The organism is Roseivivax sp. CAU 1761 (assembly GCF_054482755.1).
This window is the reverse complement of record NZ_JBTLRM010000016.1, coordinates 1-19,515: the sequence shown is the minus strand read 5'-3', so window position 1 is coordinate 19,515 and position 19,515 is coordinate 1. Positions and strand designations below refer to the sequence as shown.

At 70.5% G+C, this 19,515-nt stretch carries 21 protein-coding genes and 1 pseudogene; 18 read left to right on the top strand and 4 right to left on the bottom strand.

Translation table 11 applies throughout. The annotated features are described in order from the left end of the window. Positions 1–7 precede the first annotated feature (7 nt). Together ACXYMW_RS11315 and ACXYMW_RS11310 are read left to right on the top strand one after the other, a co-directional pair. Positions 8–802, top strand: a complete 795-nt coding sequence (locus ACXYMW_RS11315; protein ID WP_459035428.1) for a cytochrome c1 — start codon at positions 8–10, stop codon at positions 800–802. Between the two features lie 280 nt (positions 803–1,082). Further along, complete coding sequence (locus ACXYMW_RS11310) at positions 1,083–2,543, top strand: tetratricopeptide repeat protein (RefSeq protein ID WP_459035427.1); 1,461 nt, start codon at positions 1,083–1,085, stop codon at positions 2,541–2,543. Positions 2,544–2,607: 64 nt separating this feature from the next. Here the strand turns inward: ACXYMW_RS11310 and fsa are convergent, their stop codons facing one another. After that, positions 2,608–3,261, bottom strand: coding sequence for a fructose-6-phosphate aldolase (fsa, locus tag ACXYMW_RS11305; protein ID WP_459035426.1), 654 nt, complete (start codon positions 3,259–3,261; stop codon positions 2,608–2,610). 104 nt (positions 3,262–3,365) lie between these two features. Between fsa and ACXYMW_RS11300 the strand changes: the two genes are divergently transcribed. From ACXYMW_RS11300 to ACXYMW_RS11265, 8 genes are all read left to right on the top strand, one after another. Beyond that, positions 3,366–5,555 carry a primosomal protein N' gene (locus tag ACXYMW_RS11300; protein WP_459035425.1) on the top strand — a complete coding sequence of 730 codons (2,190 nt, stop codon included), beginning with the start codon at positions 3,366–3,368 and terminating at the stop codon, positions 5,553–5,555. A 56-nt stretch (positions 5,556–5,611) separates the two neighbouring features. Then, complete coding sequence (locus ACXYMW_RS11295) at positions 5,612–6,409, top strand: S49 family peptidase (protein WP_459035424.1); 798 nt, start codon at positions 5,612–5,614, stop codon at positions 6,407–6,409. Position 6,410: 1 nt separating this feature from the next. Next, entirely contained in the window at positions 6,411–6,578 is a 168-nt protein-coding gene (locus ACXYMW_RS11290; protein ID WP_459035423.1) for a hypothetical protein, read from the top strand. A 1-nt stretch (position 6,579) separates the two neighbouring features. Continuing rightward, positions 6,580–7,548: a calcium/sodium antiporter gene (locus tag ACXYMW_RS11285; protein ID WP_459035422.1), complete on the top strand. Its 969-nt coding sequence runs from the start codon at positions 6,580–6,582 to the stop codon at positions 7,546–7,548. Beyond that, positions 7,545–8,336, top strand: coding sequence for an SDR family oxidoreductase (locus tag ACXYMW_RS11280; protein ID WP_459035421.1), 792 nt, complete (start codon positions 7,545–7,547; stop codon positions 8,334–8,336). The genes ACXYMW_RS11285 and ACXYMW_RS11280 overlap by 4 nt, the downstream gene beginning before the upstream one ends. 304 nt (positions 8,337–8,640) lie before the next feature. Next, on the top strand, positions 8,641–10,554 hold the full coding sequence (gene uvrC, locus ACXYMW_RS11275) for an excinuclease ABC subunit UvrC (RefSeq protein ID WP_459035420.1): 1,914 nt from the start codon (positions 8,641–8,643) through the stop codon (positions 10,552–10,554). Positions 10,555–10,706: 152 nt separating this feature from the next. Continuing rightward, positions 10,707–10,904, top strand: a complete 198-nt coding sequence (locus ACXYMW_RS11270) for a hypothetical protein (protein WP_459035419.1) — start codon at positions 10,707–10,709, stop codon at positions 10,902–10,904. 70 nt (positions 10,905–10,974) lie between these two features. Then, positions 10,975–11,850, top strand: a complete 876-nt coding sequence (locus ACXYMW_RS11265) for a homocysteine S-methyltransferase family protein (RefSeq protein WP_459035418.1) — start codon at positions 10,975–10,977, stop codon at positions 11,848–11,850. On the opposite strand, the gene ACXYMW_RS11260 is transcribed toward ACXYMW_RS11265, so the two are convergent. Genes ACXYMW_RS11260 through ACXYMW_RS11250 form a run of 3 tightly spaced genes read right to left on the bottom strand, consistent with a single transcriptional unit; the run spans position 11,847 to position 13,968 of the window. Further along, on the bottom strand, positions 11,847–12,278 hold the full coding sequence (locus ACXYMW_RS11260) for an acyl-CoA thioesterase (RefSeq protein ID WP_459035417.1): 432 nt from the start codon (positions 12,276–12,278) through the stop codon (positions 11,847–11,849). The genes ACXYMW_RS11265 and ACXYMW_RS11260 overlap by 4 nt on opposite strands. After that, complete coding sequence (locus ACXYMW_RS11255) at positions 12,278–13,051, bottom strand: TIGR02186 family protein (RefSeq protein WP_459035416.1); 774 nt, start codon at positions 13,049–13,051, stop codon at positions 12,278–12,280. Before ACXYMW_RS11255 ends, ACXYMW_RS11260 begins: the two co-directional genes overlap by 1 nt. Continuing rightward, positions 13,051–13,968, bottom strand: coding sequence for a sulfite exporter TauE/SafE family protein (locus ACXYMW_RS11250; protein ID WP_459035415.1), 918 nt, complete (start codon positions 13,966–13,968; stop codon positions 13,051–13,053). Before ACXYMW_RS11250 ends, ACXYMW_RS11255 begins: the two co-directional genes overlap by 1 nt. Positions 13,969–14,178: 210 nt before the next feature. Here ACXYMW_RS11250 and ACXYMW_RS11245 point away from each other — a divergent pair, with 210 nt between their 5' ends. The 8 genes and pseudogenes from ACXYMW_RS11245 to ACXYMW_RS11210 all read left to right on the top strand — a co-directional run. After that, positions 14,179–14,544 (top strand): NADH-quinone oxidoreductase subunit A, encoded by a 366-nt coding sequence (locus ACXYMW_RS11245; protein WP_459035414.1) that lies wholly within the window; start codon positions 14,179–14,181, stop codon positions 14,542–14,544. Next, positions 14,544–15,068, top strand: a complete 525-nt coding sequence (locus tag ACXYMW_RS11240; protein WP_459035497.1) for a NuoB/complex I 20 kDa subunit family protein — start codon at positions 14,544–14,546, stop codon at positions 15,066–15,068. The genes ACXYMW_RS11245 and ACXYMW_RS11240 overlap by 1 nt, the downstream gene beginning before the upstream one ends. Before the next feature lie 10 nt (positions 15,069–15,078). Then, entirely contained in the window at positions 15,079–15,690 is a 612-nt protein-coding gene (locus tag ACXYMW_RS11235; RefSeq protein WP_459035413.1) for an NADH-quinone oxidoreductase subunit C, read from the top strand. Positions 15,691–15,832: 142 nt separating this feature from the next. Continuing rightward, positions 15,833–16,027: a hypothetical protein gene (locus ACXYMW_RS11230; protein WP_459035412.1), complete on the top strand. Its 195-nt coding sequence runs from the start codon at positions 15,833–15,835 to the stop codon at positions 16,025–16,027. After that, entirely contained in the window at positions 16,027–17,247 is a 1,221-nt protein-coding gene (locus ACXYMW_RS11225) for an NADH-quinone oxidoreductase subunit D (protein ID WP_459035411.1), read from the top strand. The genes ACXYMW_RS11230 and ACXYMW_RS11225 overlap by 1 nt, the downstream gene beginning before the upstream one ends. Before the next feature lie 14 nt (positions 17,248–17,261). Next, positions 17,262–17,594 carry a hypothetical protein gene (locus ACXYMW_RS11220; protein WP_459035410.1) on the top strand — a complete coding sequence of 111 codons (333 nt, stop codon included), beginning with the start codon at positions 17,262–17,264 and terminating at the stop codon, positions 17,592–17,594. Positions 17,595–17,642: 48 nt separating this feature from the next. Continuing rightward, a complete protein-coding gene (locus ACXYMW_RS11215) occupies positions 17,643–18,800 on the top strand; it encodes an NADH-quinone oxidoreductase subunit E (RefSeq protein ID WP_459035409.1) in 1,158 nt (385 codons plus the stop codon). 111 nt (positions 18,801–18,911) lie between these two features. Beyond that, a pseudogene (locus tag ACXYMW_RS11210) lies at positions 18,912–19,515 on the top strand (hypothetical protein); the annotation flags it as partial.

Below are 19,515 nucleotides of genomic sequence, written 5' to 3'. Positions count from 1 at the left end.
GATAGTGATGATCAAACGCATCGCACTCAGCGCATTGACGGCGCTGTCGCTCTCCGCGACCGGCGCGCTGGCGGCCGGCGGGGAAACCCACGTCACCGATTACGACTTCTCCTTCGAGGGGCCGTTCGGGGCCTACGACCAGGCGCAGCTGCAGCGCGGGCTGCAGGTCTACACCCAGGTCTGCTCGGGCTGCCACGGCCTGCAATACGTGCCGCTGCGCACGCTGGGCTCGGAATCCGGGCCCGGCTATACCGAGGCCGAGGTCCGCGCCTACGCATCGCAGACCTACGAGGTCTTCGACGCCGAGCTCGACGATTTCCGCCCGGCCCTGCCGACCGACAACTTCCCCGCCAACACCGCCGCGGGCGCCCCCGACCTGTCGCTGATGGCGAAGGCCCGGGCCGGCTTCCACGGGCCCTACGGGCTGGGCATCAACCAGTTCGTCAAGGGCATGGGCGGGGCGGAATACATCGCCTCGTTGCTCACCGGCTATACCGGCGAGACCCAGGAACAGGCCGGCACCACGCTCTACGAGAACACCGCCTTCCCGGGCGGCTGGATCTCCATGGCGCCGCCGCTCTATGGCGACGACGTGGCCTATTCCGAAGGCCAGCCCGATCCGACGCTCGAACAGGAGGCCAAGGACGTCGCCGCCTTCCTGATGTGGACCGCCGAGCCGAAGATGATGGCGCGCAAGCAGGCGGGCTTTGCCGGGGTGGTCTTCCTGACCGTGCTGGCGGTGCTGCTCTACCTCACCAACAAGCGCATCTGGGCGCCGATCAAGCGCCGCGCCAAGGACTGAGCGCCTGCAGGCTGACACAGGAAGGGCCCCGCCGGATCGGCGGGGCCCTTTTCGTTTCGGGCCAGCGGCCCTCGGTCGAGGGGTCGGACGGGCGGGGCGGCGCGGCCGGCCGCCATGGGCTGCGACCGCCCGGGCGCCGCTGGCCTTCCCGGTCCGCGGGCCAGCGTGATACGCTGCGGCATTCTTTTAGGTATTGTCGGGGGCAGCGATGCGCGCCGTTTCAGTCTTTCTGTTGATCCTCTGCAGTCTCGCGGCGCCGGCCCGATCCCAGGAGGCTGCGTTGAAGGCCATGATTTCGGCGGGGCTGGAGCTGCAGAAGGCCGGGGATCCGATGGGCGCGGCGCAGAAGTTCTGGTCGGTCTGCATCGCGGAGGACCTGGGCTGCGTGTTGTACCTGAAGGTGGCGATGCAGGAACTGTATCCCGTGGACCTGGCGGCCGCCGCGGCGCAGGCGATGTGCATCCGCGGCGATGCCACCGCCTGCACGATGGCCGAGGAGATGCAGGCCAAGGCGCGCCCGACCGAGGCCCGCAAGGCGTTTGTCGCCGAATTCCTGGCCGATGTCCTCAAGGCCCAGGCTCTGGACGCGGAAATCGCGGGCCTGGAGGAGAACCAGCGCGCGCTGGAGGACAGCCTGCGCGAGACTGACGCGAAGGCTCGGGATATCGCGCAACAGAAGCGCGCCGCCCAGGCCAAAGTGCGCGAACTAAAGGAGGCGCGGCGCGAGGAGGAGCGCAAAAGGGAGATCGCCAAGTTCGAGATGGAGCTGCTCGGGGCCATCGTGGCGGTGGGCGAGGCCTCGCTGGAGGGGGACATTTCGGCCGTCATGGGCCTGGCGGAGGCGGCCTGTCCGCGACAGACCTCGCCGGACGTCCTCCAAAGCATCGAACTGAATGCCTCGGCCGGAAGCGCCTGGACCCCGGAGATTGCCCGAACGGATATCGGAAGCGCCTGCTTTCAGGTGGGCAAGGCTTATGCGGCGCAAGGAAACCGTCCGGAGGCCCTCGCCTTCCAGACCGTCGCCTGCGAGCTGGGCCTGTCGGACGGGTGCCATCGCGGTCTCGAGCTGGTCGCCGCGACGGCGTCCGCGGAGCGCGATGCCGAAAGCGCGTTCCGGCTGGCGCGGCTGACGCTGGCCCTGCCGACCGATGCCGAGACCTGGATCGACGCGCCCGGCATGGCCTCGCTGCTCGGCAGCACGGCGCATCAGGCGCATGTCCACGGACGCGCCGAGGAGGGCCTGAGCTTTGCCGATTACGCGTTGGAGCTCGATCCCGACAATCCCGATGCCCGCTTCGCCCGCGGCCAGATCCGCCTCACCGCGCTCGGCGATCCGCAAGGCGCTGTCGAGGATTTCACGTCCTTCGTGAGGGCGCGGCCCGGCAAGGCCGGCGGGATGTTCCTCCGGGCGCGGGCCCATCAGGCGATCGGCGAGGAGCGGAAGGCCTACCGGGATTACGCCGCGGCGCTCGCGCTGATCCCCGATCACACCGAAGCCCGGCAGGGCCGCGCCTATCTCGGGCTCCGGCTCGGCCACTACGCGACGGTGCGGCAGGACTACACCTACCTGATCGACCGGACCGATCCGGACCGGGGCGCGCCCACGAAGGCGGCGGAGGTCGCGCCGGCCCTGAGGGTCTATTACTGGAACCGCGGGCAGGCGCGCGAAGCGCTTGGCGACCTGGCAGGCGCGCGGAAGGACAAGGCCGCCGCCGCGCGCTGGGAGGCGCACGGGGGCTGAGCCCGCCGGCCGGCGGTCCGGGCCCGGTTCTTCAACGAAACATCGCGCCCGGCCGAGCGCGCGGTCAGACGATCTTGATGCCGGCCTGCTTGGCGTCCTTGACGAACTGGTCGAGGCCCTTGTCGGTCAGCACGTGGTTGGCCATCGCCTTGATCACCGCCGGCGGCGCGGTGGCGACGTCGGCGCCGATCTTGGCGGCCTCGCTCATGTGGTTGGCCGAGCGGATCGAGGCGGCGAGGATCTGCGTGTCGAAGCCGTAATTGTCGTAGACCTGACGGATGTCGGCGATCAGCTCCATGCCGTCCAGGTTCAGGTCGTCGAGGCGGCCGATGAAGGGCGAGATGAAGGTCGCGCCGGCCTTGGCGGCGAGCAGCGCCTGGTTGACCGAGAAGCACAGCGTGACGTTGACCATCCGGCCCTCGTCGGTGAGCGTCTTGCAGGCCTTCAGCCCGGCCCAGGTCAGCGGCACCTTGACGGCGATGTTCTCGGCGATCTCGGCCAGCTTGCGGCCCTCGGCGATCATCTCGTCGGCGGTCAGCGCGACGACCTCGGCGGAGACCGGCCCGGCGACGATGTCGCAGATCTCGCGCGTCACCTCGTGGATGTCGCGGCCCGACTTCATGATCAGGGTCGGGTTCGTGGTGACGCCGTCCAGCATGCCCAGATCGTTGAGCTCGCGGATGGCGTCGATGTCGGCGGTGTCGACGAAGAATTTCATGGGAGGCTCCCTTCGGGGGTCGCTTGGCATTGTGTCCCGGCTGACATACCCCAGCCCCCGGGGGCCGGAAACCCCTTCGCGCAGGGGCGGACGGAAGGACGGGCATGGACGGGTTCTTCGACGAAGGCGACCGGATCGCGGTGCTGACCAGCCAGCCGGTGGGACGGCCGCTGGATTATCGTGCGCCCGAGGGCGGTTGCTTTGCCGGGGCCTTCGTCGAGGTGCCGCTGGGGCCGCGCCGGGTGGCCGGCGTGGTCTGGGGCCCGGGCGAGGGCGATTTCGACCTCGAGAAGCTGCGCCCGGTGATCCGGGTACTCGACGCGGCGCCGATGCGGGCCGAGATGCGCGCCTTCCTGACCCGCGCCGCGGACTACACCCTGACGCCGCTGCCGGCGATGCTGCGGCTCGCCACCCGAGCGCCGGGACTGGGCAGCGGGCCGGGCACCCGCAAGGTCTACCGCCGCGGCGAGGGCCGCCCGGCGCGCGAGACCGACGCGCGGCGCCGGGTGCTTGCCGCGCTGGACGAGATGGGCGGGCTCGGCCTGACGCTCGGGGAGCTGGCCGAGGCCGCCGGGGTGACCTCCTCGGTGGTCAAGGGGCTGGTCAAGACCGGCGCCGTGACCGAGGAGGAGGCGCCGCGCGACACGCCCTATCCGCGCCTCGATCCCGACCGCGCCGGCAAGCCGCTGACCGGCGACCAGGCGGCGGCGGCCGAGAGCCTGCGCGCAGGCCTCCGCGCCGGCGGCTACGGCACCACGCTGCTGCGCGGGGTCACCGGCTCGGGCAAGACCGAGGTCTATCTCGAGGCGGTGGCGGAATGCCTTGCTCGGGGCCGCCAGGCGCTGGTGCTGCTGCCCGAGATCGCGCTTTCGGCGGAGTTCCTGACCCGGGTCGAGGCGCGCTTCGGCGCGCGGCCCGCGGAATGGCATCACGGCGTCACCCAGACCGAGCGGCGGCGGGTCTGGAAGATGGTCGGGCAGGGCGGCGCGCAGCTTGTCGTCGGCGCCCGCTCGGCGCTGTTCCTGCCGTTCCGCGATCTCGGCCTGATCGTCGTCGACGAGGAGCACGACACCTCCTACAAGCAGGAGGACGGGGTGCTCTACAATGCCCGCGACATGGCGGTGCTGCGGGCCTCGCTGGCCGGCGCCCGGGTGATCCTCGCTTCCGCGACGCCGAGCCTCGAGAGCTGGGCCAATGCCGAGGCCGGCAAGTATGACCGCCTGACGCTGGCCTCGCGCTTCGGCACCGCGGTGCTGCCCGAGATGCGGGCGCTGGACATGCGCGCCGAGGATCTCCCCGGCAGCCGCTGGATCTCGCCCTCGCTGGAGCGCGCCGCGCAGGCCCGCATCGCGAAGGGCGAACAGGTCCTGCTGTTCCTCAACCGCCGCGGCTACGCGCCGGTCACCGTCTGCCGCGCCTGCGGCCACCAGATCGGCTGCCAGCATTGCGACGCCCGGCTGGTCGAACACCGCTTCATGAAGCGGCTGGTCTGCCACCAATGCGGCGAGAGCGTGCCGAAGCCCGAGGCCTGCCCGTCCTGCGAGGCCGAGGACCGGCTGGCCGCGGTCGGCCCCGGCGTCGAGCGGCTGGCCGAGGAGGCGGCGGAGCGCTTTCCCGAGGCCCGCATCGCGGTCCTGTCGTCGGACCTCTTCGGCTCGGCCCGCCAGCTCAAGGCCGAGATCGAGGCCATCGCCCAGGGCGGCGCCGACATCGTCATCGGCACCCAGCTCGTGGCCAAGGGGCACAACTTTCCGCTGCTGACGCTGGTCGGCGTGATCGACGCCGATCTCGGACTGCAGGGCTCCGACCTGCGCGCCGCCGAGCGCACCTTCCAGCTGATGCGGCAGGTCGCGGGCCGCGCCGGGCGGGCCGAGAAGCCGGGCGTGGCGCTCTTGCAGACCCACCAGCCCGAGCACCCGGTGATCCGCGCCATCCTCGCCGGCGACGAGGAGGGGTTCTGGCGCGCCGAGGCCGAGGAGCGCCGCGCCGCCGGGGTGCCGCCCTTCGGGCGCATGGCGGGGATCATCCTGTCGGGCGGCGACCAGGCCCGGGTCTTCGACCTCGGCACCGCGCTGGCGCGCCAGGACGGGCCGCTGCGCCGCATCGGCGCGCAGGTCTTCGGCCCGGCGCCGGCGCCGGTCGCCAAGGTGCGCGGCCGGCACCGGGTGCGGCTTCTCGTCAAGGCGCCGAAGGGCGTGGCGCTGCAGGCCGCGGTGTCGGACTGGATCGCGCCGTTCAAGCTGCGCGGCGACCTGCGGCTGGCGGTCGACATCGATCCGCAGAGCTTCATGTGACGCCGAAGCGCGCGGCCCGCTTGTCTGTCGCAAGCGGCGCCTCTACATGGGTTCGCATGATGCGCGCCATCCCCTATCTCAAGACCGCGCCCGTGGTCTCCGTCGTGCGGCTGCAGGGCACCATCGGGGGGCTCGGGCGCACCAGCCTCACCGACCGCTCCACCGCCACGATGATCGAGAAGGCGTTCCGCCGCGGCAAGCCGCAGGCGGTGGCGCTGGAGATCAACTCGCCCGGCGGCTCGCCGGCGCAATCCTCGCTGATCGCGTCGCGGATCCGCCGGCTCGCGGAGGAGAAGGGCGTGCCGGTCTACGCCTTTGTCGAGGACGTCGCGGCCTCGGGCGGCTACTGGCTGGCCTGCGCGGCGGACGAGATCTTCGCCGACCGATCGTCGATCCTCGGCTCCATCGGGGTGATCTCGGCCGGGTTCGGGGCGCATGTCTTCCTGCAGCGCCAGGGGATTGAGCGGCGGGTCCACACCGCCGGGCGCTCGAAGTCGATGCTCGACCCGTTCCGCCCCGAGGACGAGGAGGACGTGGCGCGGCTGAACCGCTGGCTCGAGCAGTTGCACAAGACCTTCATCGCCGAGGTGAAGGCGCGCCGCGGCAGCAAGCTGACCCACAATCCGGAGCTCTTCACCGGCGAGATCTGGATCGGCGAGGCGGCGGTGGCGCAGGGCCTCGCCGACGGCATCGGCCATCTCGCCCCGGTGCTCAAGGACCGCTTCGGCCCCAAGGTGAAGATGCGGCGCTACGCCCAGAAGCGCCCCTTCCTCGGGCGCTTCAGCGTGGGCCTCGTGCAGGACGCCCTGGGCGGTCTCGAGGAACGCGCCGGCTTCGCGCGGTTCGGCCTCTGACGTGATCGTCAAGATCGTCCTCCTCTTCCTCGTCGTGGTCGCGGTGATGGGAATGTTCGGCAAGCTCCGGATCCCCGGGGCGGGCCGGATCGGCGCTCGCAAGTGCCGCGGCTGCGGCCGCTACCGGATTGGCAAAGGACCCTGCCCCTGCGGTAGGGAGAAAGGGTGACATGGTCTGGCTGACGGCAGCGCTCGGTCTGGTGATCCTGCTTCTGGCGGGCGACGCCTTGGTGAAGGGCGCGGTGAACCTGGCGCTGCGCGTGGGCATCCCGGCCCTGATCGTCAGCCTCACCGTGGTGGCCTTCGGCACCTCGGCGCCGGAGCTGCTGATCTCGATCAAGGCGGCGCTGGACGGCGTGGCGGGGATCGCGCTCGGCAACGTGGTGGGTTCGAACATCGCCAACGTGCTGCTGGTGCTGGGCCTGCCGGCGATGATCGCGGTGATGCACACCGCCGAGCACGACACCCGGCGCAGCTACGTGACCATGCTGATCGGGTCGGTCCTGTTCATCGCCCTGGCCTTCCGCGGCGTCTTCGACCTCTTCGCCGGCGTGGTCCTCCTGGCGGCGCTGACCCTGATCCTCTGGGACGCCTTCCGCGAGGCGCGGGCCCATCGCCGCGCCGGCCAGCTCGTCGAGAAGGTCGAGGACGTCGAGGGTGCCGACCCCGAGATGGCGTGGTGGAAGATCATCCTGTTCCTGATCCTCGGCCTCGTCGGGCTGCCGATCGGCGCCGACCTGCTGGTCGACAGCGCCACCGAGATCGCCGAGCGCTTCGGTGTCAGCGACACCGTGATCGGCCTGACCCTGGTCGCCGTCGGCACCTCGCTGCCGGAGCTGGCCACCACGGTGTCGGCGGCGCTGCGGCGCCAGGCCGACGTGGCGCTCGGCAACGTCATCGGCTCGAACATGTTCAACCTTTTGGCCATCATCGGCATCGCCGCGCTGATCGCGCCGATGGAGGTCGACGCGGAATTCCTGCGCTTCGATCTCTGGGTGATGCTGGGGGCCAGCGTGCTGCTCGTGCCCTTCGTGTTCTGGCGCTGGAATCTCGGCCGCGGGCTGGGGATCGCGCTGACCGTGCTCTACGCGGTCTATATCGGCTCCGTGCTGATGCTGCAGACCGGGGCCGGGGCATGACCGCGCCGCGCGGCCGAGCCCTGGTGACCGGCGGGGCGCAGCGCCTCGGCCGGGCCATGGCGCTCTATCTCGGGGGGCGCGGCTACGACGTGGCGGTGCATTACCACGGCAGCGCCGAGGCGGCGGCCGAGACGGTGGCGGAGCTCGAGAATCTGGGCGTCGGCGCCGCCGCGCTGCAGGCCGACCTGACCCGCGAGGACGAGGTGACGCCGCTGGTCGATCGCGCCGCCGAGGCGCTGGGCGGGCCGCTGACGCTGCTGGTCAACAACGCCTCGATCTTCGACTACGACACGATCGAGACCGCCACGCGCGCCAACTGGGACCGCCACATGGAGAGCAATCTGCGCGCGCCCTACGTCCTGACCCAGGCCTTCGCCCGGCAGGCGCCCCGGGCCCGCGCCGATGCGGCCGGAGAGCCGCAGGCCCAGGCCGCGGTGGTCAACATGATCGACCAGCGGGTGCGCAAGCTGACGCCGCACTTTTCAACCTATACGATTGCCAAGATGGGTCTCTGGGCCCTGACGCACACCGCCGCGCAGGGCCTGGCGCCGGACGTGCGGGTCAACGCCATCGGTCCCGGGCCGACGCTTCAGGGCGCCCGCCAGAGCGCCGGGCATTTCGATCACCAGCGCCGCAACACGGTGCTGGAGCGTGGCTCGAATCCCGCCGACATCACCGCCGCCCTGGGCTTCCTGATCGACGCGCCGGCGGTGACCGGGCAGCTGATCTGCGTCGATGGCGGCCAGCACCTGGCCTGGCGCACGCCCGATATCGGCGCCGCCGAGTGAGCCCGCGACAGGAAGTTGTGCACCGGCGCCGCGTTCGGACATAAACGTCTGCATGCGCATAGGTCATTCCGCTGCCGGGGTGACCTATGGGAAGTTAACAAGAGATTACCGAAGCTTAGCGGCGTGCCTAAAATTTGGGCAGGTCAAGTGAAGGCGCTGAAACAGAAGGAGAATTGCTTCTGACCCCGAAGCTGCCCGCAGGCTTATCCACAGGATCCGTGGATGTCTTCGCCCTTGCATCCGCCGCCCCCTTGGCCTTGGTCTGCCGGAATCACATATGCCTGCCCAGAGTTCACACGGCGCGATGACCCGAGACACCGAGACCACCCCCGACGGCACCACCGAGCCGTCCCGCGACGGGAACGTAGGGCCGGCCCTGACCGGGCCTGCCTACATCCAGTCCTGCCTGAAGACCCTGACCTCGGCGCCCGGCGTCTACCGCATGCTCGATGCCCAGAGCCGGGTGCTCTATGTCGGCAAGGCGCGCAACCTGAAGGCGCGGGTGTCGAGCTATGCCCGGCCCGCCGGCCACACGCCGCGGATCGCCCGGATGATTCGCGAGACCGCGTCGATGATGTTCCTGACGACGCGCACCGAGACCGAGGCGCTGCTGCTCGAGCAGAACCTGATCAAGCAGCTCAAGCCCAAGTTCAACGTGCTGCTGCGCGACGACAAGTCGTTCCCGAACATCCTCGTGACCAAGGATCACGGCTTTCCGCAGATCAAGAAGCACCGCGGCGCCAAGATCGAGAAGGGCAGCTATTACGGCCCCTTCGCCAGCGCCGGCGCTGTGAACCGCACGCTGAACCAGCTGCAGAAGGTGTTCCTGCTGCGCAACTGCACCGATTCGGTGTTCGAGAGCCGCACCCGGCCCTGCCTGCTGCACCAGATCCGGCGCTGCTCGGCGCCCTGCGTCGGCAAGATCTCCGAGGCGGACTATGCCGAGAGCGTGCGCGACGCCGAACGCTTCCTGTCCGGCCGCGACACCCAGATCCAGGAGACCCTGGCCAAGCAGATGCAGGCCGCCTCCGAGGCCATGGAGTTCGAGCGCGCGGCGGCGCTGCGCGACCGCATCCGCTCGCTCACGCAGGTGCAGTCGGTGCAGGGGATCAATCCCAAGGGGGTGGCGGAGGCCGACGTGCTCGGCCTGCACATGGAGGGCGGCCAGGCCTGCGTGCAGGTCTTCTTCATCCGCGCCAACCAGAACTGGGGCAACAAGGACTTCTATCCCCGGATCGGCCCCGACGTGGACGAGGCCGAGGTGCTCGAGGCCTTCATCGGCCAGTTCTACGACAGCAAGGAGCCGCCGCGCCTGCTGCTCCTGAGCCACGGCATCGAGGATCCCGATCTGATGGCGCAGGCGCTGAGCGAGAAGCGCGGCCGCAAGGTCGAGATCGTGGTGCCGCAGCGCGGCGAGCGGGTGGAGATCGTCGAGGGGGCGCTGCGCAACGCGCGCGAGAGCCTCGGCCGGCGGCTGGCCGAGACCGCGGCCCAGGGCAAGCTGCTCAAGGGTCTGGGCGAGGCCTTCGGGCTGGACCGGGCGCCGGAGCGCGTCGAGGTCTACGACAACAGCCACATCCAGGGCACCAACGCGGTCGGCGCGATGATCGTCGCCGGCCCCGAGGGCTTCGTGAAGTCGCAGTACCGCAAGTTCAACATCCGCGGCGACGACCTCGTGCCGGGGGACGATTTCGGCATGATGAAGGAGGTTCTGACGCGCCGGTTCACCCGCCTGCTGAAGGAGGATCCGGACCGCGAGAAGGGGCTCTGGCCGGACCTCCTGCTGATCGATGGCGGCGCCGGGCAGGTCTCGGCGGTGGCCGGGATCATGGCCGAGCACGGGGTCTCCGACATCCCGATGGTGGGCGTTGCCAAGGGGGTCGACCGCGACCACGGCAAGGAGGAGTTCCACCGGGTGGGGCAGCGGCCCTTCGCGCTCCAGCGCAACGACCCGGTGCTCTACTTCATCCAGCGTCTGCGCGACGAGGCCCACCGCTTCGCCATCGGCACCCACCGCGCCAAGCGCGCCAAGGCGGTGTCGGCGACGCCGCTCGACGAGGTGCCGGGCGTCGGTGCGGCGCGCAAGCGGGCGCTCCTGGCGCATTTCGGATCCGCCAAGGCGGTGAGCCGCGCCAACCTCGCCGACCTCAAGGCGGTCGAGGGCGTCTCGGCGGCGCTGGCCGAGCGCATCTACGGGTTCTTTCACGAACGCGGCTGATCCCCGGGCGGCCCAGCGGCGCATTTCTGCATCACCGCCCTTGCATAATCTGGGCGGGACGCACCGTCAGGCTTTCCACGCGCCGGGCGGCCTGCCACGGATGGCGCGGGCACGCCGGGGAGGGCGCGCCGGCGCCACTCAGGGAGGACCTTGTGCGCAAGATCACGCATTACACCGTCGTGGCGGCGACCTACGACGTGAACCTCGAGCGGGCGGTGCTGCACAACCGGCTGGAATCCCAGGTCAACGAGAAGATCCAGCAGGGCTGGCAGCCGTTCGGCGCGCTGGTCGGGGTGCGCGGCGAGGGCAACGTGATCTTCACCCAGCCGATGGTGCGCTACGCCGAGTGACGCCGCGGGCTTGACGCGCGCCCGGTCCGGGCCCCAGCCTTGCCGCGGGGCGGCTGCGGGGGAGGCGGCGATGGACATCACCATACTGGATGGCGGCGTCGGGCAGGAGCTGGTCAAGCGCAGCCCCGAGCCGCCGACGCCGCTCTGGTCGACCAAGGCGATGCTGGATGCGCCGGAATTGCTGCGCGGGGTGCATGACGATTTCTTTGCCGCCGGCGCCGAGATCGCCATCGCCAACACCTATGCGGTGCATCACGACCGTCTGGTTGCGGCGGGGCTCGACGCGCGCTTCGAGGAGCTGCACCGCCGGGCGCTCGACATCGCGCTTGCCTCGCGGGACGCGCATGGGTCGGGCCGGGTGGCGGCGTCGCTGGGCCCGCTGGGCTGGTCCTACCGCCCCGACATGGCCCCGCCCGAGGCCGAGGCGGCGCGCGCCTATGCGGAGATCGCCGCGCTGCATGAGGGCCGCGCCGATCTCTTCCTTGCCGAGACCATGGCCAGCGTGGCGCAGGCCCGCGGCGCCCTGATGGGGCTCGCGGGCGCGGCCGAACCGATCTGGCTGGCGGTGACCCCGGATGACGGCGACGGCGGCCGCCTGCGCTCGGGCGAGGCGGTGACCGAGATCCTCGCCCTGGTGGACGAATTCCGGCCCGCGATGCTGCTGGTCAATTGCGCCCGGCCCGAGGCGGTGACCACCGCGCTGGAGGCGCTGCGCCATCAAGGCGTGCCGCTCGGCGCCTATGCCAACGGCTTCACCGGCATCGCCGAGGCCTTCAGGTCGAGCACCGCCACGGTCCGGGAACTCGCCGCGCGCGAGGATCTGAGCCCCGCGCGCTATGCCGACTTCGCCGAACGCTGGGCCGAACTCGGCGCCACGGTGATCGGCGGCTGCTGCGAGGTCGGGCCGGCGCATATCGCCGAACTCGCCCGGCGGCTGAACGGCTAGGGCGCCAGCCGGCCGAGGATCTCGCGCAGATCCTCGGGGATGCGCCGCGGCCGGCCGGCGGCATCGGTCAGCACGTTGTGGAAGAAGCCCAGGGTCGCCGCCTCGGCCTCACCCGCCCGGAACAGCCCGACCTCGACCCGGTAGGACGACCCGCCGAGATGGGCGAGCCGCAGCCCGGCCTCGATCTCGTCGGGAAAGCCGATCTCGCGGAAATAGGTGCAGCCGTTCTCGACCACCACGAAGCGGATCGCGCCGGGGCCGCGGATCGTCACCCCCTGCCGCATCTGCCAGAGCGAGATGACGTTGTCGAAGATGGCGTAATAGGTGGCGTTGTTCATGTGCCCGTATTCGTCGTTGTCAGCCCAGCGGGTCTGGACCGGCAGGAAGGCCGCGAAGGCGTCGCGGCGGGGCGGGGGCGTGCGGGCCATCAATTGCTCCGGATCAGGCGGAAGGCGGTCGAGGCGCCCCAGCCGGCGGCCACCGCCAGGGCGAGGGCCAAAAGGCCGTAGAGGAACGGCCGGTCACGCGACAGGTTGTAGAGCCAGCGCTCCAGCCCGACCTTGCGGACCTCGATGACGCGGCTGGCCTCGCCCACGACGCGGCCGCCGCGGGTCAGGAAGATGCGCGTGGCATAGGCGCCCTCGGTGAGGTTGGCGGGCAGCCGCACCGAGGCCGAGAACAGCGTCTGCTCGCGGATCTCCACCGCGCCCTCCAGGAGCTGGTACTGGCCGTCATCGCTGCGCAGGCGGATCACCGCGTCGGTGAAGGCCTGCGAATCCTCGACCTCCATCGGCGCCCCGACCGAGCGGATGGCGCGCGGGATCGAGATCGAGTGGCGCAGATCCTCGACATTCGACAGGACGTGCGGGAAGGGCCCCGAGGTCGCCACGGCGTAGAACGAGGGCGCCAGGTCGATCTCCACCGAATCGGTGTTGACCCAGATCCCCAGCCGCCGCGCCTTGCGCCACACGGTGACCGGCACGAAGGGGCCGGCGATGGTCAGCACCACTTCGAGCGGCGGCTCCTGCTGGATCGCCGTCTCGCGTTTCACGGCGCCGTAGACGAGGATCTCAGAGCCGTCGAAATCGGTCGAGATCGACACGCTGTCCTGGCTCAGGCCCAGCACCACCTCCTCGCGCGCCGCGGCGGAGCCGGCGGCGGCGGCGAGAAGCGCCCAGACGAGGAACACGGCGCGGCGCATCACTTGGGCCCGCTCTGGGCCGCAATCTCGTAGAGATCGTCGGGCTGCAACACCAGGTCCAGGCCGAGCTTGACGCAGACCCCCACCACCAGGAGCGCCAGCAGGATGCGCAGCTGTTCGGCCCGCAGCCGGGCGCCGACCACCGCGCCGAGCTGCGCGCCGACCACGCCGCCGGCGATCAGCGCCAGCGCCAGAAAGATGTCCACGGTCTGCGTGGTGGTGGCGTGCAGCACCGTGGTGAAGCCGGTGACGAAGATGATCTGGAAGAGCGAGGTGCCGATCACCACCTTGGTCGGCATGCCGAGCAGGTAGATCATCGCCGGCACCATGATGAAGCCGCCGCCGACGCCCATGACCGCGGCCAGCACGCCGACCGCGGCGCCGACCAGCAGCGGCGGGATCGCCGAGATGTAGAGCCCGGAGGCGCGGAAGCGCATCTTCAGCGGCCAGCCATGCACCCAGACATGGCTGCGGCGCTTCGGCGGTCCCCCCTTGCGGGCCTTGAGCAGCGCCCGCAGGCTCTCGGCCAGCATCAGCCCGCCGACGATGCCGAGGAAGACCACGTAGCAGAGCCGTACCAGCAGATCGACCTGGCCCATCGCCTTCAGCCAGTTGAACAGCCAGACCCCGAAGGCCGAGCCCACCAGCCCCCCGGCGAGCAGCACCGAGCCCATGCGCAGATCCACCGTGCGCCGCCGCAGATGCGCCAGCACCCCGGAGATCGAGCTGGCGACGATCTGGTTGGCCCCGGTCGCCACCGCCACCGCCGGCGGAATGCCCATGAAGAACAGCAGCGGCGTGATCAGAAAGCCGCCACCGACCCCGAACATGCCCGACAGCATGCCGACGGCGGCGCCGAGGCCCAGAAGCAGGAACAGGCTGACCGAGACTTCGGCGATCGGGAGGTAGATCTGCATGCGCGTCAGAGTGCGTCGCGCCGCGGCGGATGGCAACGGCCCCCGGGCGGCCGGACGGGTCCGGCGCAGGCGGGGCGGGACGATGTGAAGCGGCCTGCGTCGGTTGACCGCCCCGGGCGGCATGGATAGATGGAAGCCGAGCGAAACCGCCATTCGGGCCGCGCCCCTGCGCCGGCCGGATCGCGCGCCGCAGGAAAGGAGCCCGACAAAGTGGATGACCTGCTCAGGGAATATCTCCCGATCCTCGTATTCCTGGCCGTCGCCATCGGGCTCGGGCTGGTTCTGGTCCTGGCCGCGGTGGTGCTCGCCGTGCGGCACCCGGATCCCGAGAAGGTCTCGGCCTACGAATGCGGCTTCAACGCCTTCGACGACGCCCGGATGAAGTTCGACGTGCGCTTCTACCTGGTGTCGATCCTGTTCATCATCTTCGATCTCGAGATCGCGTTCCTGTTCCCCTGGGCCGTGGGCTTCGGCGGGCTCAGCGAAACCGCGTTCTGGTCGATGATGGTCTTCCTCGCGGTGCTGACCATCGGCTTCGCCTATGAATGGAAGAAAGGAGCCCTGGAATGGGAGTGATGACCGGCGCCAACACGGCCGGCCCCGACCGCGAGGTGGCGGTGCAGGGGCTGAACCGGGAGCTCACCGACAAGGGCTTCCTGCTGACCTCGACCGAGGACCTGATCAACTGGGCGCGCACCGGGTCGCTGCATTGGATGACCTTCGGCCTGGCCTGCTGCGCGGTCGAGATGATGCACACCTCGATGCCGCGCTACGATGCCGAGCGCTTCGGCGTGGCGCCGCGCGCCTCGCCGCGGCAATCCGACGTGATGATCGTCGCCGGCACCCTGACCAACAAGATGGCCCCGGCGCTGCGCAAGGTCTACGACCAGATGCCGGAGCCGCGCTACGTCATCTCCATGGGCTCCTGCGCCAATGGCGGCGGCTACTACCATTACAGCTATTCGGTGGTGCGCGGCTGCGACCGCATCGTGCCGGTCGACATCTACGTGCCCGGCTGCCCGCCGACCGCGGAGGCGCTGCTCTACGGCATCATGGCGCTGCAGCGCAAGATCCGCCGCACCGGCACGCTGACGCGCTGAGGGGAACGAGATGAGCCAGGCATTGCAAGAACTCGGCACCCTGATCGAGACCAAGCGCCCGGATTGCGTCGTCTCCTGGGGGGTCGCGCATGGCGAGCTGAGCGTCGAGGTGACGCCGTCCAACCTGCGCGGCATCGTGGAATTCCTGAAGACCGAGCCGACCTGCCGGTTCTCCACGCTGGTCGACATCACCGCCGTCGACCATCCCGAGCGGGCCAAGCGGTTCGACGTGGTCTACCACTTCCTGTCGATGTGGCAGAACCAGCGCATCCGCCTGCGCGCCCAGGTGCGCGAGGAGGACAGCGTGCCCTCGATCACCTCGGTGCACCCCTCGGCCAACTGGTTCGAGCGCGAGGTCTTCGACATGTTCGGGATCCTGTTCACCGGGCATCCCGACCTGCGCCGCATCCTGACCGATTACGGCTTCCGCGGCTTCCCGCTGCGCAAGGACTTCCCGACAACCGGCTATACCGAGGTGCGTTACGACGAGGCCCAGAAGCGGGTGGTCTACGAGCCGGTGAGCCTGGTGCAGGAATACCGCCAGTTCGACTTCCTCAGCCCCTGGGAGGGCGCGCAATACGTGCTGCCCGGGGACGAGAAGGGCGAGGGGGACAAGCCGTGAGCCGGTCCGTCACCCTGATTGGTACTCCGGTTGCCACTGCGATCGGATGTCCGACATTGGCCAACCGCTCTAAGGCGTCCCGGGCCGGCGGGGTGCAGGCGCGAAACCGCCAGACCTGCTGCGACTCCCTGAAAGATACGCCATGATGGACGGGGGCATGATGGCCGGCGGCGGGCTGCTGTGGATGCTGATCCTCGGCGCACTGGTGGTGGTGCCGTTTTGGAAGCTGCTGCCGCGCTTCGGCCTCCCGGCCTGGATAGCGCTCTTTGCCATCTTCCCGTTGGTGGCGCTGATCCTGCTGTGGGTCATGGCATTCAAGGATGGAGGACGCGCGTGATGGACGGCACTCAAGCCTTCGACGACGCCCAGACGGGCGAGCAGAAGATCCGCAACTTCAACATCAACTTCGGCCCCCAGCACCCGGCCGCGCACGGCGTGCTGCGCCTTGTGCTGGAGCTCGACGGCGAGATCGTGGAGCGCTGCGACCCGCATATCGGGCTCCTGCACCGCGGCACCGAGAAGCTGATGGAGAGCCGCACCTACCTGCAGAACCTGCCCTATTTCGACCGTCTCGACTACGTCGCGCCGATGAACCAGGAACATGCCTGGTGCCTCGCCATCGAGAAGCTGACCGGCACCGTGGTGCCGCGCCGCGGGCAGCTCATCCGGGTGCTGTTCTGCGAGATCGGGCGGGTGCTGAACCACCTTCTCAACGTCACCACGCAGGCCATGGACGTGGGCGCGCTGACGCCGCCGCTCTGGGGCTTCGAGGAACGCGAGAAGCTGATGATCTTCTACGAGCGGGCCTGCGGGGCACGGCTGCACGCCGCCTATTTCCGCCCCGGCGGGGTGCACCAGGACCTGCCGCCCGAGCTGCTCGACGACATCGAGACCTGGGCGAAGGAATTCCCCGCGGTGCTCGCCGACATCGACGGGCTCCTGACCGAGAACCGCATCTTCAAGCAGCGCAATTGCGACATCGGCGTGGTCTCCACCGAGGAGATCGAGGAATGGGGCTTCTCCGGCGTCATGGTGCGCGGCTCGGGCCTGGCCTGGGACCTGCGTCGCGCCCAGCCCTACGAGTGCTACGACGAGTTCGACTTCCAGATCCCGGTGGGCAAGAACGGCGATTGCTACGACCGCTACCTCGTCCGCATGGAGGAGATGCGCCAGTCGGTGTCGATCATCCACCAGGCGATCGACAAGCTGCGGATGCCCGAGAACCACGGCCCGGTCCTGGCCCGCGGCAAGATCGCGCCGCCGTCGCGCGGCGCCATGAAGACCTCGATGGAAGCGCTGATCCACCACTTCAAGCTCTACACCGAGGGCTTCCACGTCCCCGCAGGCGAGATCTACGCCGCGGTCGAGGCGCCGAAGGGCGAGTTCGGCGTCTACCTCGTGGCCGACGGCACCAACAAGCCCTACCGCGCCAAGCTGCGGGCGCCGGGCTACCTGCACCTGCAGGCCATGGACCACGTCGCCAAGGGCCACCAGCTGGCCGACGTGGCGGCGATCATCGGCACCATGGACATCGTCTTCGGCGAGGTCGACCGGTGAGGCCGGCCCTGCGCATGACGCTGCCGCTGGCCGGGCTCGCGCTGCTCGCCGGCTGCGACGAGGCGGCGATGCAGCAGGCGGTCGAGCGCGCCGCCTTCCCCTCGGGCGCCGATCTCGTCGCCTATGACCGGGCGGTGGCCTCGATCGGCTGCGATCTGGTCTACGAAAGCGACTTCCTGCCGGTCGAATTCCAGACCGGCTTCACCCGGGCCGAGGTGCAGCGCATCACCGCGCGCAAGCTGGCGCGCGACGAGGCGGTGCGCCTGTCCACCGGCGGGGTGCGCCTCGTGGCCGGGCCCTGCGCCGCCGCGGCCGAGCCCGCACCGGCGCTCCCGGACGCCGCCTGACGCCCAACTTCCGAGCGGCCCGGCCGCCATCCGCTCACAGGAACCGACATGCTGAGACGACTGCACCCCGAGCAACCCGAAAGCTTCGCCTTCACCCCCGCCAACCAGGCCTGGGCCGAGGCCCAGATCACCAAGTATCCCGCCGGCCGCCAAGCCAGCGCGATCATCCCGCTGCTGTGGCGCGCCCAGGAGCAGGAGGGCTGGCTGACCCGCAAGGCGATCGAGCACGTGGCCGAGATGCTCGACATGGCGTATATGCGGGCGCTCGAGGTCGCGACCTTCTACTTCATGTTCCAGCTCGCCCCGGTGGGGTCGGTGGCGCATGTGCAGGTCTGCGGCACCACCTCCTGCATGATCTGCGGCGCCGAGGACCTGATCGGCGTCTGCCAGCAGAAGATCGCGCCGAAGGCGCACCAGCTCTCCGCCGACGGCCGCTTCTCCTGGGAGGAGGTCGAATGCCTCGGCGCCTGCGCCAACGCGCCGATGGCGCAGATCGGCAAGGATTACTACGAGGACCTGACCGCCGCGCGGCTGGCCGAGATCCTCGACGAGCTGGCCGCCGGCCGGGTGCCGCTGCCGGGCCCGCAGAACGGCCGCTACACCTCCGAGCCGAAGTGCGAGCTGACCTCGCTCACCGCCCATGCCGAGGGCCGGCCCGAGCACAACGCCTCGGTGGCGCTGGCCGCCGAGATCGGCGACACGGTGAAGCGCATCGACGGCACCGAAGTGCCGCTGCGCACGCCGTGGCAGGACCGCTCGGGCCAGCCCGGCAGCGGCGAGGCCGACCCGCACGGGCCTGAGGTCTCGGCCGGACGGCCGGCCGACCGCACCGGCATCGACCGCCGCGAGGCGCCCGCCGAGGCCACCGCCAAGCCGGTCTCCGACGGCACCGGCAGCGCCACCGGCGACGGCCGCCGCTCGGCCAGCGCGGGCACCGCGGAGCCCGAGGCGAGCCAGCCGCCGCTGCTCGACGCGCCGCGCGACGGCACCGGCGACGACCTGACCCGGATCAAGGGCATCGGCCCGAAGCTGGCGGAGCAGCTGAACCGCATGGGCGTCTACCACCACGACCAGATCGCCCACTGGTCCGAGGCCGAGGTCGCCTGGGTCGACGCCAACCTCGAAGGCTTCAAGGGCCGGGTGACGCGCGACGAATGGGTGGCGCAGGCGCGGGATCTGGCCGACGGCGACCCGCACGGCGCGTGACGCGCCGCGGCTGAGGGCTAAAGTCCTGTCCGGTAAGCCGTCGCGATCGCCGCCGGGGACGGGTCCCGGGCGGTCGCGGCTCAGATGCTGGTACGGTCAGGGAGAGACGCGATGAATTCGGAAACCGAAATGAGCTGCCGGAAGACCTGCTGGATGATCGGCGCCGGCGCCGGCGTGCTGGCCTTCCTCGTGCTGCTGGTGCTGGGGGCGGGCTTCGGCCTGTCGCTGATCCTGGGCCTGATCGTGGGCGCCGGCACCGGCTATGCGCTGGTGGCCACGCGCTGCACCGGCGCGGCCCGCGCCAAGACGACGTCGCAGCGCCAGTCCGGCCCGGCGGCGGGCGGTCACGCCACCTCGGTCGATGCCGCGGCGCGCCGTCCCGAGGCCGATCGCGAGGCGCCGCCGAGCACCGCAGCCAGCGCACCGCTGCCCACCACGCCGCCGGCGGAGCGGCGCGCGGGCGGGCCGGTCCCGGCCGGCGAGACCGGCACCACGGCGCCGCGCGGCACCATGCCGCCCGAGCCGCAGAACGCCGCGCCGCGTCCGCCGCAGGCGGCGTCGGCCACCGACGAGGTGGCGCAGGCGGCGGGCGCCGATGCCGATGCCGAGGCCGGAGCCCATGTGGCGCCGACCCGCGACCTGCCCGGGCGCGAAGGCCCGGTGGACGGCCCCGATCCGTCGCCGGCGGGCACCGCCGCCGCCGCGCCCGGCGGCA